We start from the raw sequence: 14,307 nt of genomic DNA, 5'->3' as shown, positions 1-14,307 counted from the left end.
CTCAGCCGGGGAACGCGTAGCTCGGACGGTCAGGTGTGCGGTCGCGTCCACGCCCTCGTGAAGCACGTCGGTACGTTCGTGGCCGCCGCTTCCTTGCGGTACGCCCTCGGTGACCGGCCGACGATGTCGTGGAACGTGCGGCTGAAGGTTCCCGGGCTGCCGAAGCCGACCTGGAAGCAGATGTCCGTCACACTGCGGTCGGTCTCCCGCAGCAGGGACATCGCGCGCTCGACCCGGCGGCGCTGCAAATAGCGGTGTGGCGTCTCGCCGAACGTGGCCCGGAAGGTGCGCGTGAAGTGTGCCTCCGAGACATGGGCGATCCGGGCCAGGGCCGGGACGTCCAGCGGCTGCGCGTACGCGCGGTCCATCGCGTCCCGTGCCCGAAGCATGCGGCGGTTGGTCTCTTCGGCTGCGCGGCTCACCGTGCCATCACACCACGGTCCTCCACCGGCCCCACCGTCCGGTCACTCCCTCACTCCCTCACTCCCTCACCCCCCCCGCACTCACTCGCGCTCGCCCGTCCCCGCCAGCGTCCCCACATCCGTGTTCGCCCCGCACAGCACCACACAGATCCGTTCGCCCTTCTCGGGGCGGTAGCCATACCCCTCGCCCTCCACGGTCAGCGCGGCGAGGGCCGTCGCCGCGGCGTGTTCGACCGCGAGGCGGTGGTCCGTCCACAGCGCGCGGCGGGCGCGGATGATCTCCGGGTCCGGGACCAGGACGGAGCGCACATCGTCGTGGTGCGCGGCGCGCAGGGCGAGTGTCGAGGCGCGGGAGGCGCCGAGGGAGTCGGAGGCCACGGAGTCGACCGGGACGTCGACCACCCGGCCGGCTTCGAGCGCGGCGTTCAGGGCGCGGCAGTTCTCCGGCTCGACCGCCACCGTCCGGATGCCGTGGTGCCGCGCGGCGGTGGCCACCCCGGCGAAGAGCCCGCCGCCGCCCACCGCGACCACCACCGTGTCCAGATCCGGGATCCGCTGGTGGATCTCCTCCAGCAGGGTGCCCGCGCCCGCGGCGATCAGCGGGTTGTCGTACGCGTGCGAGGCGAGCGCGCCGGTCGTCGCGGCGAAGTCCTGGCACGCGGCCAGCGCCTCGGCGTACGTCGCGCCGGTCAGCCGTACGTCGGCGTCGTACGAGCGGAGCCGCGCGACCTTCACCGGCGGCGCGGTCTCAGGGAGGAACACCGTGGCGGTCACGTCCTGCTGCCGGGCCGCCCACGCGCAGGCGAGTCCGGCGTTGCCGCCCGACGCGATGGTCACGCCCGCGTCGGGGAGGGTGCCCTCCTCGCGATGGGTGCGCAGGAAGTTCTGGGCGCCGCGGGCCTTGAAGCTGCCGGTGTACTGAAGGTGCTCCAGGGCCAGCCAGAGCGGGGCGGCGCCTGGGTCGGCGGGCGCCACCGCCACGGGGCGTACATGTCCCGCGATGCGGTCGGTGGCCTGCTTGATGTCGTCGTAGCTGAGTTCTCGCACCGGCTGCTCGTCATTTCGATACGGTGTACCGTACGCTGGCTCGCATGCCTCGGCAATCCGCTTCCCTCGACTCAGCCACCCCCGGCCGCATCGCCGCGACAGCTCTGGCGCTGGTCGACGAGGAGGGGCCGGGAGCCCTCAGCTTCCGTACGCTGGCGGCCCGCCTCGGGGTGGCCCACGCCACCGTTCAGCGCCGCTGCACCGATCTCGCCGGGCTGCTCGACCTCTGCGCCGACCACCTCGCGGCCGATCTGCCGGACATCCCGCCCGGCACCGACTGGGCCCGTGCCACCGAGGTCCGCTTCCGCCGGCTCTACGAGTCGCTGACCGCCCATCCGGGGCTGCTCGCCCTGCGCGGCGGCCGGCCGTGGCTCGGGCCGCAGCTGCTGGGGCGGCTGGTGGAGCCGCAGCTCGCCGACAGCATCCGGGCGGGTATGACGCCCGGGGAGGCGATCACCGCGTACCGCCGGATGTATCTGCTCACGCTCGGCAGCGCGACCTTCGTCGATCACCGCGACCCCAAGTCGTCGCTGGCGGTGACCCGGAGCGCGCTGGCGGCGCTGGACCCGGAGGAGTTCCCCGTACTGACCGGGCATCTGGCCGCCATCCTGCCCGCCGTCGTGGACCACGAGGTCTTCTACGGCGCGCTGCGCCAGCTCGTCCGCGCCGCCGACCCGGCCGGGTGACCAACTCCCGCCCGCCGTCACCGCGCCACCTTCCCCACGGCGGCCCGGAACCGGTTCCGTAGGATCGGCCCGTGACAACGGGTACGGGTACGGACACGGATACGAATACGGGCACCGGCTGGGCGCCACCCACGGAGACCGAGCGGCTGCTGTACGAGGCGACAGCGCGCGACGACGGGGACGCGGTACTCGACGCGCTCTCCCGCTCCCGGCTCTATGTGCTCGTCGCCCGGCTGCACGCCGACACCCCCGGCTACACCGCCCCGCTCCCGTCAGGGCCCGACCCCGCAACAGGCCGGACGCACGTCCCCGTCCTGACCCCCGGCATGCTGCCGCCCTGGCATCCGGACTGGGTGTTCCGGCGCACCACGCTCGCCGAACTCGCCAAGTCCTGGCCGGACAACAAGTGGTGGCTCGCGGTCAACCCGGGCACGCCGTACGCCGCCACCGTCAAGGCCCGGCCCGCGCACCGCAGGGCGTGGCTACGGGCCGACACGAAGTCCGGCGGCCCGCGGCACAACCGGCTGATCACGCACAGCGGCGGTCCGCTGCACGGGCCGGTCGCGCACGGTCTGGCCCTCGGTGCCCACCTCGCCGTCAACAACGGCATCGTCTGGAACCAGCTCGGCGCCGCCTACCTCGACTACGAGACGGACATCGCCCGGCTGCACCACCCCTGGCACGTCGGCAACCGCGCCGCGTACCGGCAGACGCTCGACTCACTGATGGCCACCCGGCTCATCGGCCGCACGCACGAGTTCGTACTCCGCACCCGGCTCGGTCTCGTCGGACGGCTGAAGCGGGCGCCCTCGCAGCGGGAGTGGTCCGACGGCGTCACCGCCGCACTGAACCGGCGCGGCGCGTCCGAGGACGAGTCGGCGGAGGCCGGTGAGTCGCTGCTGCGCGTCGTCCGGTACGAGAACCGTTTCCGCGCCGATGGCATCCTCGCGCCCGACGGGCGGATCGACACGCTGGCCGCCTTCGACCACGGGCGCGCGGTCAATGTCGTACGGCTGGCGCTGGGCGCGCGCTACTGCGATCCGTACGAGGCCGAGCAGGCCGTCCTGCGGATCGGTGAACTGGCGCGGCGGGCCTACGGCTCCTGGGAGGAATTCTCCCTCGGCTACGCGCTGACCCGGCTGATCTACTTCGACACGGACGACGACTCCGAGGTCAGGTACCAGGAGTCGCTCACCCATCACCGCGTCCTCACCCAGGACCCCACCAGCCCCTACCGGAACATCCCCTGGTCATGAACCCCATGAATCCCGTGAACCCCATGAACTCCGTGAACCCCAACAACCCCGCGTACGCCGCTCCTTGGATATCGCCGTCCGAGACCGAACGCCTGCTGTACGAGGCCGGGGCGCGCGGCGACGTCGAGGCGCAGCTACGGGTGCTGGCCGGCACGGGGCTGTACATCGGCGCGCCGAAGGCCGAGGTCGACGCGGAGCCCGACACCGTCCACTGGCGCCCGCACCGGGACGAGGCGGGACGGAGCTGCAAGCCGGTCCTCACGCGCGGGATGCTGCCGCCGTGGCACCCCGAGTGGGTGTTCCACCGTGTCTCCCTCCGGTGGATCGCCGAGTTCGACTGGCGGGACCCGCAACAGCTCCTCGCGGTCAACGCCGGTACCCCCGCACAGCTTCTGCTGCCGGCCATGCCCCACCACCGCGCGCTGTGGCTGCGGTACTACGCGGAGAACGACCGCTCGTCCCGCGGCCGGCTGATCGCGCTGCGGCACGGCCCGCTGCACGGCCCGCTCGCGTACGGTCTGGCCTGCGGCGCGCATCTGGCGGTCGGGAACGGGGTGCCGTGGAACGAGGTCGGCACCGCCTACCACGACTACACCGAGGAACTCGCGCTGCTCCGCGACTCCTGGGACATCACCGAACGCACGGGCTGGCAGCGGGAGTTGAACGACCTGCTGGACGCGCGCAACAGCCCGCCGGAGCCCGATTTCGCCCTCCGGGTGCGCGAGGAGCTGCGATCCGGTCTCGGTGGGCCGCCCTCGGCCGACCTGTGGCGTGAGACGGCCGCCGGGCACGCCCAGGACCTCGGGGCCGGCCACCACGCGGTCAAGGGCATCGAGGAGCTGGTGCGGCGCGTCACGCGGTACGAGGCCAGGTTCCGCGCCGACGGGCTGCTGCCCCCGGACGGCAGGGTGACCACCACGGTCGCGTATGACTACGGGCGTGCGGTGAATCTGGCCCGCTGGGGGCTGTCGGCCCGGTTCTGCGATCCGTACGAGGCCCAGCAGGCGATCGTCCACGCCGGGGCGCTGAGCAAGTCGGCCTACCGCTCGTGGGAGGACTTCTCCGCGGCGTACGCACTCGGCAGGGTGCTGCGCTTCGACGGCGAGGAGTACGGCTCGTTCTACGAGCAGAACGTCGTCGCCCACCGTCTGCTGTCGGAGAACGAGGGCAGCCCGTGGCGGAACATCCCCTGGCGCTGAGCGGCCGGCCCCGCCCCCGCCCCCCGGCCCCCCCCGGCCCCGGCCCCGGCGCGGCGCGGCGCGGACACGGAACCGCCCGGGGTGTCGTCACACCCCGGGCGGTCCGCCGATCGTACGGTCCTACGGCTCAGCTCGTCGGGAAGGTGAGCTTGAAGCTGTTGATACGGCCCGTGTCCTGCGCCGCGACATCCTGGACCTTCAGCTGCCAGGTGCCGTTGGCCACCTCGGACGAGGCGTTCACGGAGAAGGTCTCCACGACATTGTCCGCGGAGTCGCTGCCGCTGGAGTTCTTCAGCCGGTACGCGGTGCCGTCCGGGGCGACCAGGTCGATGACCAGGTCACCGCGCCAGGTGTGCGTGATGTCCACGCCGACCAGGAGGTTGGTCGGGGCGTTGCCCGTGACACCGGTGACGTTGACCGACGAGGTCACCGCGGCGCCGCTGTCCGGGATGGCGACCGCTCCGGTGTTCTCGAAGACCGTGCCGCCCCCGCCGCCGCCACCGGGGCGGGTGCCGACCGAGATACCGGCCCAGGCGTTCGCGACGGCCGTGTACTCGGGGCTGGTCGTGCCGTACAGCTCACCGGCGACCGCGAGCGTGCCGGTGCGGGCCGCCGCGTAGTTGGTCGTGGAGGTGAACTTCGTGGTGAGCGCCTTGAACCAGATCTGCTCGGCCTTCGCCCGGCCGATGCCGGTCACCGGCAGACCGTCGGAGGTCGGGGAGTCGTAGGAGACACCGTTGACGACCTTGGCGCCACTGCCCTCGGAGAGCAGGTAGAACCAGTGGTTCGCCGGGCCCGAGGAGTAGTGGACATCGACATTGCCGATGCCGGAGTACCAGTAGTCCTTGGACGCGCCGTCCTTGCTCGGCTTGTCCATGTAGCGCAGCGGGGTGCCGTTGCCGTTGATGTCGATCTTCTCGCCGACCAGGTAGTCACCCGGGTCCTGCGGGCTGTTGGCGTAGAACTCGACCGCCGCGGCGAAGATGTCGGAGGTGGCCTCGTTCAGACCGCCGGACTCGCCGCTGTAGATCAGACCGGCGGTGGCGGCGGTGACACCGTGGGACATCTCGTGCGCGGCCACGTCGATGGAGGTCAGCGGCTTGGCGTTGCCCGATCCGTCGCCGTACGTCATGCAGAAGCAGCTGTCCTGCCAGAACGCGTTGACGTAGTTGTTGCCGTAGTGGACGCGGGAGTACGCGCCGACGCCGTCACCGCGGATGCCGGTGCGGCCGTGCACGTTCTTGAAGTAGTCCCAGGTCTCCCCGGCGCCGTAGGCGGCGTCGGCGCCCGCGGTCTCCAGGTTGGAGGCGGCGCCGTTGCCCCAGGTGTCGGTGGAGTTCGAGAAGAGCGTTCCGGTGCCCGACGAACCGCGGTTGAGGTTGTACGTCTTGTGGTTGCCGCGGCCGCCGTCGGTCAGGTTGTACGTCGAACCCGACTGGGTGGAGCCGAGGGTGACCTGGCCGCTGTACTGGGTGTTGCCGATGCCGTTCTGGACGGCCTGCCACTCGTACAGCTTCTCGCCGGTGGCGGCGTCGGTGACGACATGCAGTTCGTTCGGGGTGCCGTCCTCCTGGAGTCCGCCGACGACGGTCTCGTACGCGAGGGTCGGCGCGCCCTGCGCCATCCAGACCACCTTGCGCGGCGCGCGGTCGGCCTTGGTCTTCTTCGAACCGTCCGCGGCGGCGGCGCTCAGAGCCTGCTTCTCGGCGGTGGCCGGCGCGACGTCGGCCGTGGTGGCGACGTTCTTGAGCGCGGACGTGGACGCCTTGCTGACGGACTGGGTCGCGCCCGCCTTCGTGGCCGCGACGACGAGGTCACCGCCGAGGACCGGAAGGCCCCCGTAGGTGCGCTCGTAGCGGGTGTGCGTGGTGCCGTCGACGTCCTGCACGACATCGCGGACGACGAGCTTCTCCTGTGCCCCGAGGCCGAGTTCCTTGGCGGTGGCCGCCTTGGTCGCGTCGGCCTCGCGTATCAGCGCGGTGCGCTGGGCGGGGGAGAGGGTGCGCGGCAGCGCTCCGGGGTCGGCCTTGCCGGCGACGGGCGCGGCGGGCGCGCTGTCCGGCTGGGCGATGGCGGTGCCGGTCTGGACACCGACGGTGAGGAGAGCTGCTGCGGCGATCAGAGCGCCGGTCGCGGTGGCGCGGCGGCTGAGCGTGGGTCTCACGCGAACTCCTTCTGCGAGGGGGGTACCGGGCAGCTCGGTGGGCCGTCCGGACAGTGCACGCGGAGCAAGGTGGTGCGCAGAACGGGGGAAGAGTGGCAGGCGTGACGGCTGGCTGTCAGGAGCGCGTCAAGAAGTTGGCCGGAATTCGTCCGCTGCCCGAAGGGGCTTGTTCGTTAAGCGGACGTTTCGTCGATCATTGCGGTGGTGTTTCCGGGGGTTCGCGGTAGCAGGATCCGGACAGGGTGCGGAGATCCGGCGGGCGGCTCGCGATGTTGTGGATTGTGAACGGGGTGTGATGCGAGGGGCGGGTGTGCCGTGACGCGATCGCTGCGAATTGTGGCTCGTTTCGTACCACCGGCGGTACGTGACGGACGTGACGGACGTGCCGGACGGCCACGGCCACGGCCACGGCCCGCGCCGCGCCGACCGGCCGACCGGACCTTCCGGCGCCCTCGGACCCCGGCCCCCCCGGGGCCTAGGCGGGCCTACGCGGGCCGGTACGAGGTGATCAGCCGGGCGAGATGCGTCCCCGCCGTACGCAGCGGTTCATCGCTCCTGGACACCTGAGCCGCGAACTCGGCCCCCTCCAGCGTGCTGATCACCGTGATGCCCAGGCCCTGGGCGTCCTCGTCGGGGATCCCGGCGCGGCGGAGCGCGTCGGTCACGATCCCGCGCCAGTGCTCGAAGGCCAGGGCGGCGGCCCGCTGGATGTCGGGTGCGCGGCCGGCCGTCCCCAGGGCGGTGGCCGTGACCGGGCAGCCGTCGATCCAGTCGGAGGCGCGCAGGCTCGTCACGAGGCTGTCGGCGCAGGCGATGACCGCGCGCGCCGGGTCCGGTTCGCTGTCCAGCACCTCGCGCAGGATCGTGGCGAACTCCCGGTCGCCGTGATCGATCGCGGCGACGGCCAGCTCCTGCTTCCCGCCGGGGAAGAAGTGGTAGACGGAGCCCAGTGTGGCGTTGGCCTCCTGGGCGATCTGCTTGATCCCGGCTCCGTCGTACCCCTGCCGCTGCATCAGCCGCGAGGCGGCCCTGACGACCCGTTCACGGGTGCCGAGCGCGGCCCGCGGGTCGCCGTCCGAGTGGTGCCGAGCGGTGGTCTTCACCGGGTCAGGGTATCGGGTGGAGCGTTCGTTCCAGTGATATGCGCCGGGCCGGAAGAGGGGGTCCGACCACGGGTGGAGCGACCCTGACTCCGGCGCACACCTGGGTGGGGCGGGAGTCAGGGTCGGGTAGGCCCGTGGTCGGACGCCCCGGTCCGGCCGTTCGCCTAGCGTCGTAGGCATGAAGCGACTTCACCGTACGGCGACCGCCGCGGCACTCGCGCTCCCGGTCGTCGCGGCCGGTACCGCCTCGGCGGTACCGGCGCCCGTATCCGTCACCGCGCCCGCCACGCCCGGTTCCGTTGCCAGGGCCGAGGCGCCCCAACTGCCCCGGCCCACCGGCCCGTACGCGGTCGGCCGCCGGCCGCTGCACCTCACGGACCAGGCCCGCCCCGACCCCTGGTTACCGGAAGCGGGCGCGCGCGAACTGATGGTCACCCTGTACTACCCGGCCCGGGCCGGTACGGGCACGCCGGCCCGGTACGCCACCACCGAGGAGATCCGGCTGCTCCTTGAGTTCCAGAAGCTGGACGCCGCCGCCCCGCCGGAGGTACTGAGCGCGACCGGCGTCCACAGCCGCGTCAACGCCCGCCCCTCAGGCGGCGGTTTACATCCCCTAGTGGTGCTCTCCCCGGGCTTCACCGTCTCCCGCTACACCCTCACCGGCCTCGCGGAGGACCTGGCGAGCCGCGGGTACGTGGTCGCCGCCGTGGACCACGCCTACGAGTCCGCCGGCGCGGCCTTCCCGGGCGGCCGGACGCTGACCTGCGTCGCCTGCGACAAGATCGGGGAGCCCGAGGGCGGCAGCTTCGCCACCACGGTCCGCGCCCAGGACGTGTCCTTCCTCCTGGACCGGCTGACCGGCGCCCGGCCGGCCTGGCGGTACGCCCACATCATCGACAAGAAGCGGATCGGCATGGCCGGCCACTCGCTCGGGGGCGCGAGCGCGGCATCCGCCATGGCGGGCGACAGCCGCGTCCGGGCGGGCATCAACATGGACGGGTCCTTCCACGGCTCCGTACCCGTCGACGGGCTCGACGGCCGCCCCTTCATGATGCTGGGCACCGACGACGAGACCCATCGCCCCGGCGGCGAGGACGAGAGCTGGGACACGGCCTGGGACCGCCTGGACGGGTGGAAGCGCTGGCTGACCGTCGCGGGCGCCGACCACTTCACCTTCAGCGACGCCCCGTTGCTCGCCGAGGCGTTCGGCCTGCCCGCGCCGGAGCTGTCCGCCGAGCGCTCGACCGACCTCACCCGCGCGTACGCCAGTGCCTTCTTCGACCAGCACCTGCGGGGCATCCCGCGGCGTCTGCTGGACGGTCCGACGGCGGCCAACCCTGAGGTGCGGTTCAACAACCCCTGACCGGCGCGTGAGAGCACGGGGCCGGGGCACGCGTCAGCGGGGGGTGAGCACCATCCGGAAGCGGGCGGCGCCGGAGAGCATCCTCTCGTACGCCTCGGCCGTCCGGTCCAGCGGCATGACCTCGATCATCGGGCGGATCCCGTGCAGGACACTGAAGTCCATGGTGTCCTGCACGTCCTGCGCGGTGCCCGACGGATGGCCCCGGATGATCCTGCCGCTCAGCAGGAGCCGGCCCGCGGCGATGCTCATCGGCTCGGGAGCCGCGCCGATGAGGACCAGCTCGCCCCGGTGGGAGAGCCCGTCCACGGTCGCCGTGATGGCGTCGGCGTTGGCCGCGGTGGCGAGGACGGCCTTGGCGCCGCCGAGCGACCGCAGCGCGTCCGCGACGGGGGTGTCCGCCGTACTGTCGATGTAGTGGTGCGCGCCGAGCTGTCTCGCGAAGTCCTCCTTGGCGGCCCCGCGGGCGATGGCCACGGTCTCGAAGCCCATCGCGGCCGCGTACCGCACCCCCAGATGGCCCAGACCGCCGATGCCCAGTACGGCGACCAGGTCCCCCGGCCGCGCGGAGCTGCGCCGCAGTCCGTTGAACGTGGTCACCCCCGCGCAGGCCATGGGACCCGCGTCCGTCGCCGCCAAGCCGTCGGGGATCCGGGCCAGGGCGTCGGCCGGCGCGACGACCGACTCGGCGAAGCCGCCGTCGTACGCCCATCCGGGGACCTTCAGGTTCTGGCACACGATGAAGTCGCCCTGCCGGCACGGCACGCAGTGGTGGCAGCTGCCGCCGAACCACCCCACCGTCACCCGTTCCCCCACCCGCCAGCCATTCCCCGTCCCCTCGCCCAACTCCTCGATGCGCCCGGCGATCTCATGCCCCGGGACCACCGGAAACCGCACGCCAGGAAACAAGCCACCCACGAAGGCGCTGTCGCTGTGACAGATCCCGCAGGCATCCACGGCCAGCCGTACCTGCCCCGGCCCCGGCCGCGCCACCTCGCGCTCGACGATCTTGAACGGCCCGTCGGCGGTGGCGACCTGCGCGACTCGATAGGTGCTCATCTGGATCTCTCCGGGGGACGGAGGGGCACGGAGGGGTACGGACACGACGCCCCCCGGACCAGCAGACCAGCTCGGCCCCGGTCACGCGCGCCGAGTGAAGCAGGCGAGTCGGTCCCGGTCCCGGGCGCGCTCCCGCTCCCGGTCCCGGTCAGGCCAGGCTGTCGCGCCAGGCCCGGTGGAGGCCCGCGAAGCGGCCCGTGCCGGCGATCAGGTCCTTCGGGGTGCCGTCCTCGACGATGCGGCCGTGTTCCATCACCAGCACCCGGTCCGCGATCTCGACCGTCGACAGACGGTGCGCGATGACCACCGCCGTACGGCCGTTCAGGACCGTGTCCATCGCGCGCTGGACCGCGCGCTCGCCCGGTATGTCGAGGGAGCTGGTCGCCTCGTCGAGGATCAGGACCGCCGGATTCGCCAGCAGCGCGCGGGCGAAGGCGACCAGTTGGCGCTGGCCCGCGGAGATCCGGCCGCCGCGCTTGCGTACGTCCGTGTCGTAGCCGTCGGGCAGGCCGCTGATGAACTCATGGGCGCCGATGGCCCTCGCCGCGCGTTCGATGTCCTCGCGGGAGGCGTCCGGGCGGCCCAGGGCGATGTTCTCGGCGACCGTGCCGGAGAACAGGAACGCCTCCTGGGTCACCATCACCACCCCGCGCCGGAGCTCGGGGGTGTCCAGCTCCCGCAGATCGACGCCGTCGAGGAGGATCCGGCCCTCCGTCGGGTCGTAGAACCGCGCCAGCAGCTTCGCCAGCGTGGATTTGCCTGCGCCCGTCGAGCCCACGACCGCGACCGTCTGGCCTGCCGGGATCGTCAGGTCGAAGCGGGGAAGGACCTCGCCGCCCGTACGGTACGAAAAGCTCACCCCGTCGAAGACGGCCTCCCGGCCCGGGAACTCGCCGGTGAGCGCGGGCAGCGTCCGGGGGTTCGACGCCTCGGGCACCGAGGGTGTCTGGGCCAGCAGACCCGCGATCTTCTCCATCGAGGCCGCCGCCGACTGGTACGAGTTGAGGAACATCCCCAGCCGGTCGATCGGGTCGTACAGCCTGCGCAGATACAGCACGGCCGCGGCCAGCACACCGAGCGCGAGCGTGCCCTCCGCCACCCGGTAGGCGGCCCACAGGACGATCGCGGCGACGGCGGTATTGGCGACGAACCGGGAGCCGATCACATAGCGGGCCATCTCCAGCAGCGCGTCTCCGTTGCTGCGTTCATGACGGTGGTTGAGCGTGTGGAAGTCCGCGTCATTGGCGCGCTCGCGCCGGAACGCCTGCACCGGCCTGATGCCGTTCATCGTCTCCGCGAACTTCACGATCACGGCCGCGATCGCGGTGGAGCGGCGGCCGAAGACGACCCCCGCCCGCCGTTGGTAGAGCCGCACCAGCAGATACAGCGGTACGAAGGAGAGCACGGCCAGCGACCCGATCCCCACGTCCAGATAGAGCAGCATCGCCGAGATGTACGCGAAGGCCAGCACCACCCCGATGAGTTCCTGGAGGCCCTCGCCGAGCAGCTCGCGCAGCGACTCCACATCGGTGGTCGAACGGGAGATCAGCCGCCCGGAGGTGTAGCGCTCGTGGAAGTCCAGGCTCAGCGCCTGGGCATGGCGGAAGATCCGGCCGCGCAGATCGAGCAGTACGTCCTGGTTGACCCGGGCCGAGACCCGGATGAAGGCGTACTGGAACGCCCCCGAGCCCACCGCGCAGATCAGATACCCCGCCCCGACGGCGTACAGCGGCCCGTTGTCGCCGTCGCGGAAGGCGGGCACACCGCGGTCGATGGCGTACGCGACGATCAGCGGACCCGCCTGGGAGGCGGCCTGCTGGAGCAGCAGGAGCAGCCCGGCCAGCGCGACCCGCCCGCGCCTGACCTTCAGCAGGGACCGCAGCAGAGCGCCGGTCGCGCCCGGGGGCGCGGGCAGGGCGTCCTGGCCGAACGGGTCGTCGGCCGCGGAGGCGTCGGGTACGTCGGACACGTCGGGTACGTCGGACACGTCGGGCGCGGTGGGCGCGTCGGGTGACGCGGGAACGTTCTTGCCACCCGGCTCGATCGGGCCGTTCGTGTCGCGGCCGTTCGCGTCCGGGCCCGGTGCGCCCTGGCCCGTGGTGGTCGACGTCGTCATCGGATGCTCTCCTCAACAGCCCCGGAAGCGGCCTCGGATCCCGCTCCGGAATCAGCCCCGGAATCACCCCCGGGATCCGCCCCGGATCCGGCCCCGGGATCCCGCTCCGCCCCGGACATCAGCCACGCGTACTCCTCGCTGCTCCGCAGCAGCTCCTGATGGGTGCCGACAGCGGCGATCCGGCCCCCCGAGATCAGCGCCACCCGGTCGGCGAGCAGCACCGTCGACGGCCGGTGCGCCACCACCAGCGCCGTGGTCTCCCGGAGCACCTGCCGCAGCGCGGCCTCCACCAGCGCTTCCGTATGCACGTCCAGCGCGGACAGCGGATCGTCGAGCACGAGGAAGCGCGGCCGGCCGACCACCGCCCGAGCCAGCGCCAGCCGTTGGCGCTGGCCGCCCGAGAGGCTGTGTCCCTGCTCGCCGACCTCCGTCCCGGTCCCTCGCGGCAGATCCTTGGCGAACCCCGCCTGGGCCACGTCGAGCGCACGCTCCAGCGCGTCCTCGTCGGCGTCCTCCGCGCCCATCAGCACGTTCTCCCCGACGGTCGCCGAGAACAGCGTCGGCTCCTCGAACGCCACCGACACCAGCTCCCGCAGCCGCTCGCGCGGCATCAGCGCGATGTCCTCGCCGTCCAGCGTGATCCGCCCGGCGGTTACTTCGTGCAGTCGCGGTACGAGTGCGGTCAGCGTGGTCTTGCCCGAACCGGTGGCCCCGACGACGGCCATCGTCTCGCCGGGGCTGATGTGCAGATCGATACGCTCCAGGACGGGCGTGGAGCCCGCCTCGGCGTCCGGGTACCGGAACGAGACCCCCTCGAAACGCAGCCCGTCCCCGGCTTCGTGACCCGAGGCCGCTCCGGACGCGTCCCCCGGCGCGTCCTCCTCTTCCTCCCGTACGTCCATCACCTCGAAGAACCGCTCGGTCGCCGTCGCGGACTCCTGGCTCATCGCCAGCAGGAACCCGATCGATTCCACCGGCCACCGCAGCGCCAGCGCCGTCGACAGGAAGGCGACCAGCGTGCCCGTCGAGAGCCCGCCGTCCGCGACCTGGATCGTGCCGAGCACCAGCGCGGCGGCGATGGCCAGTTCGGGAATCGCCATGATCACGGCCCAGATGCCCGCAAGCAGCCGCGCCTTCTCCAGCTCCGTCTCGCGCAGCCGCCGGGTGAGGGCGCGGAAGGCGAGGGACTGGCTGCGGTGGCGGCCGAACCCCTTGATGATCCGGATGCCGAGTACGCCCTCCTCGACCACCGTCGTCAGATCGCCCACCTGGTCCTGCGCCCGGCGCGCGACCAGCGCGAACCGCGACTCGAAGAACGAACAGACGATCACCAGCGGTACCACCGGGATCATCAGCACCAGCCCGAGCGACCAGTCCTGCATCAGCAGAATCAGAAATCCCACCAGGATCGTCGTGGCGTTGACCAGCAGAAACGTCAGCGGGAACGCCAGGAACATCCGCAACAGCATCAGGTCCGTCGTGCCGCGCGACAGCAGCTGACCCGATGGCCAGCGGTCGTGGAACGCCACCGGCAGCCGTTGCAGATGACGGTAGAGATCCGCCCGCATCGCCGCCTCCACACCGGCCAGCGGCCGAGCCACCAGCCACCGGCGGAAACCGAACAGCACCGCCTCGACGATCCCCAGCACCAGCAGGAGCAGCGCCCCGAGCCAGATGCCCCCGGTGTCCCGGTCCGCGACAGGACCGTCCACCATCCACTTCAGTACGAGGGGGAACACCAGCCCGAGACAGGAAGCGACGATCGCGACAAAAGCCGCACTGAACAGGCGCACGCGCACCGGTCGTACGTACGGCCACAGCCGCAGCAGAGAGCGAACGGAGGACCGGTTCTTGGTGGCTGCATGTGTTTCGGACATCAGGGGCGAGCCTACGGT

The 14,307-nt window shown here is 72.0% G+C and carries 11 protein-coding genes; 4 read left to right on the top strand and 7 right to left on the bottom strand.

The window, feature by feature from the left end; translation table 11 throughout:
* Positions 1 to 29 precede the first annotated feature (29 nt).
* A complete protein-coding gene (locus tag ACFRMN_RS32150; RefSeq protein WP_383026301.1) occupies positions 30 to 422 on the bottom strand; it encodes a helix-turn-helix domain-containing protein in 393 nt (130 codons plus the stop codon).
* 81 nt (positions 423 to 503) lie between these two features.
* Positions 504 to 1,469 carry a threonine/serine dehydratase gene (locus ACFRMN_RS32145; protein ID WP_383026298.1) on the bottom strand — a complete coding sequence of 322 codons (966 nt, stop codon included), beginning with the start codon at positions 1,467 to 1,469 and terminating at the stop codon, positions 504 to 506.
* 44 nt (positions 1,470 to 1,513) lie between these two features.
* Between ACFRMN_RS32145 and ACFRMN_RS32140 the strand changes: the two genes are divergently transcribed.
* From ACFRMN_RS32140 to ACFRMN_RS32130, 3 genes are all read left to right on the top strand, one after another.
* Entirely contained in the window at positions 1,514 to 2,155 is a 642-nt protein-coding gene (locus ACFRMN_RS32140; protein ID WP_383026295.1) for a TetR/AcrR family transcriptional regulator, read from the top strand.
* Between the two features lie 71 nt (positions 2,156 to 2,226).
* On the top strand, positions 2,227 to 3,411 hold the full coding sequence (locus ACFRMN_RS32135; protein WP_383026292.1) for a DUF1266 domain-containing protein: 1,185 nt from the start codon (positions 2,227 to 2,229) through the stop codon (positions 3,409 to 3,411).
* On the top strand, positions 3,408 to 4,610 hold the full coding sequence (locus ACFRMN_RS32130; protein ID WP_383026289.1) for a DUF1266 domain-containing protein: 1,203 nt from the start codon (positions 3,408 to 3,410) through the stop codon (positions 4,608 to 4,610). The genes ACFRMN_RS32135 and ACFRMN_RS32130 overlap by 4 nt, the downstream gene beginning before the upstream one ends.
* A gap of 127 nt (positions 4,611 to 4,737) precedes the next feature.
* Here ACFRMN_RS32130 and ACFRMN_RS32125 read toward each other — a convergent pair whose 3' ends face one another.
* Both ACFRMN_RS32125 and ACFRMN_RS32120 read right to left on the bottom strand, forming a co-directional pair.
* Entirely contained in the window at positions 4,738 to 6,774 is a 2,037-nt protein-coding gene (locus ACFRMN_RS32125) for a M4 family metallopeptidase (RefSeq protein WP_383026286.1), read from the bottom strand.
* 485 nt (positions 6,775 to 7,259) lie between these two features.
* On the bottom strand, positions 7,260 to 7,877 hold the full coding sequence (locus ACFRMN_RS32120; RefSeq protein WP_383026283.1) for a TetR/AcrR family transcriptional regulator: 618 nt from the start codon (positions 7,875 to 7,877) through the stop codon (positions 7,260 to 7,262).
* Positions 7,878 to 8,055: 178 nt separating this feature from the next.
* Between ACFRMN_RS32120 and ACFRMN_RS32115 the strand changes: the two genes are divergently transcribed.
* The gene (locus ACFRMN_RS32115) at positions 8,056 to 9,240 is read left to right on the top strand and encodes an alpha/beta hydrolase family protein (RefSeq protein WP_383026280.1); all 1,185 of its coding nucleotides are present in this window, start codon (positions 8,056 to 8,058) and stop codon (positions 9,238 to 9,240) included.
* A 33-nt stretch (positions 9,241 to 9,273) separates the two neighbouring features.
* Here ACFRMN_RS32115 and ACFRMN_RS32110 read toward each other — a convergent pair whose 3' ends face one another.
* The 3 genes from ACFRMN_RS32110 to ACFRMN_RS32100 all read right to left on the bottom strand — a co-directional run bounded on the left by ACFRMN_RS32110 (position 9,274) and on the right by ACFRMN_RS32100 (position 14,289).
* The gene (locus tag ACFRMN_RS32110) at positions 9,274 to 10,296 is read right to left on the bottom strand and encodes an alcohol dehydrogenase (RefSeq protein ID WP_383026278.1); all 1,023 of its coding nucleotides are present in this window, start codon (positions 10,294 to 10,296) and stop codon (positions 9,274 to 9,276) included.
* 148 nt (positions 10,297 to 10,444) lie between these two features.
* Complete coding sequence (locus tag ACFRMN_RS32105) at positions 10,445 to 12,412, bottom strand: ABC transporter ATP-binding protein (protein ID WP_383026275.1); 1,968 nt, start codon at positions 12,410 to 12,412, stop codon at positions 10,445 to 10,447.
* Complete coding sequence (locus ACFRMN_RS32100; RefSeq protein WP_383026272.1) at positions 12,409 to 14,289, bottom strand: ABC transporter ATP-binding protein; 1,881 nt, start codon at positions 14,287 to 14,289, stop codon at positions 12,409 to 12,411. Before ACFRMN_RS32100 ends, ACFRMN_RS32105 begins: the two co-directional genes overlap by 4 nt.
* Between the last annotated feature and the right edge of the window lie 18 nt (positions 14,290 to 14,307).

It is taken from the genome of Streptomyces sp. NPDC056835 (genome assembly GCF_042789485.1).
GTDB lineage: Bacteria > Actinomycetota > Actinomycetes > Streptomycetales > Streptomycetaceae > Streptomyces.
The sequence above is the reverse complement of the archived record's forward strand: the minus strand, read 5'-3'. Positions and strand labels throughout refer to the sequence as shown.

Bases quoted from the DNA above. Each gene is read 5' to 3' on its own strand.
- ACFRMN_RS32140 (WP_383026295.1), top strand. From the start codon at position 1,514: ATGCCTCGGCAATCCGCTTCCCTCGACTCAGCCACCCCCGGCCGCATC.
- ACFRMN_RS32130 (WP_383026289.1), top strand. From the start codon at position 3,408: ATGAACCCCATGAATCCCGTGAACCCCATGAACTCCGTGAACCCCAAC.
- ACFRMN_RS32115 (WP_383026280.1), top strand. From the start codon at position 8,056: ATGAAGCGACTTCACCGTACGGCGACCGCCGCGGCACTCGCGCTCCCG.
- ACFRMN_RS32110 (WP_383026278.1), bottom strand. From the start codon at position 10,296: ATGAGCACCTATCGAGTCGCGCAGGTCGCCACCGCCGACGGGCCGTTC.
- ACFRMN_RS32105 (WP_383026275.1), bottom strand. From the start codon at position 12,412: ATGACGACGTCGACCACCACGGGCCAGGGCGCACCGGGCCCGGACGCG.
- ACFRMN_RS32100 (WP_383026272.1), bottom strand. From the start codon at position 14,289: ATGTCCGAAACACATGCAGCCACCAAGAACCGGTCCTCCGTTCGCTCT.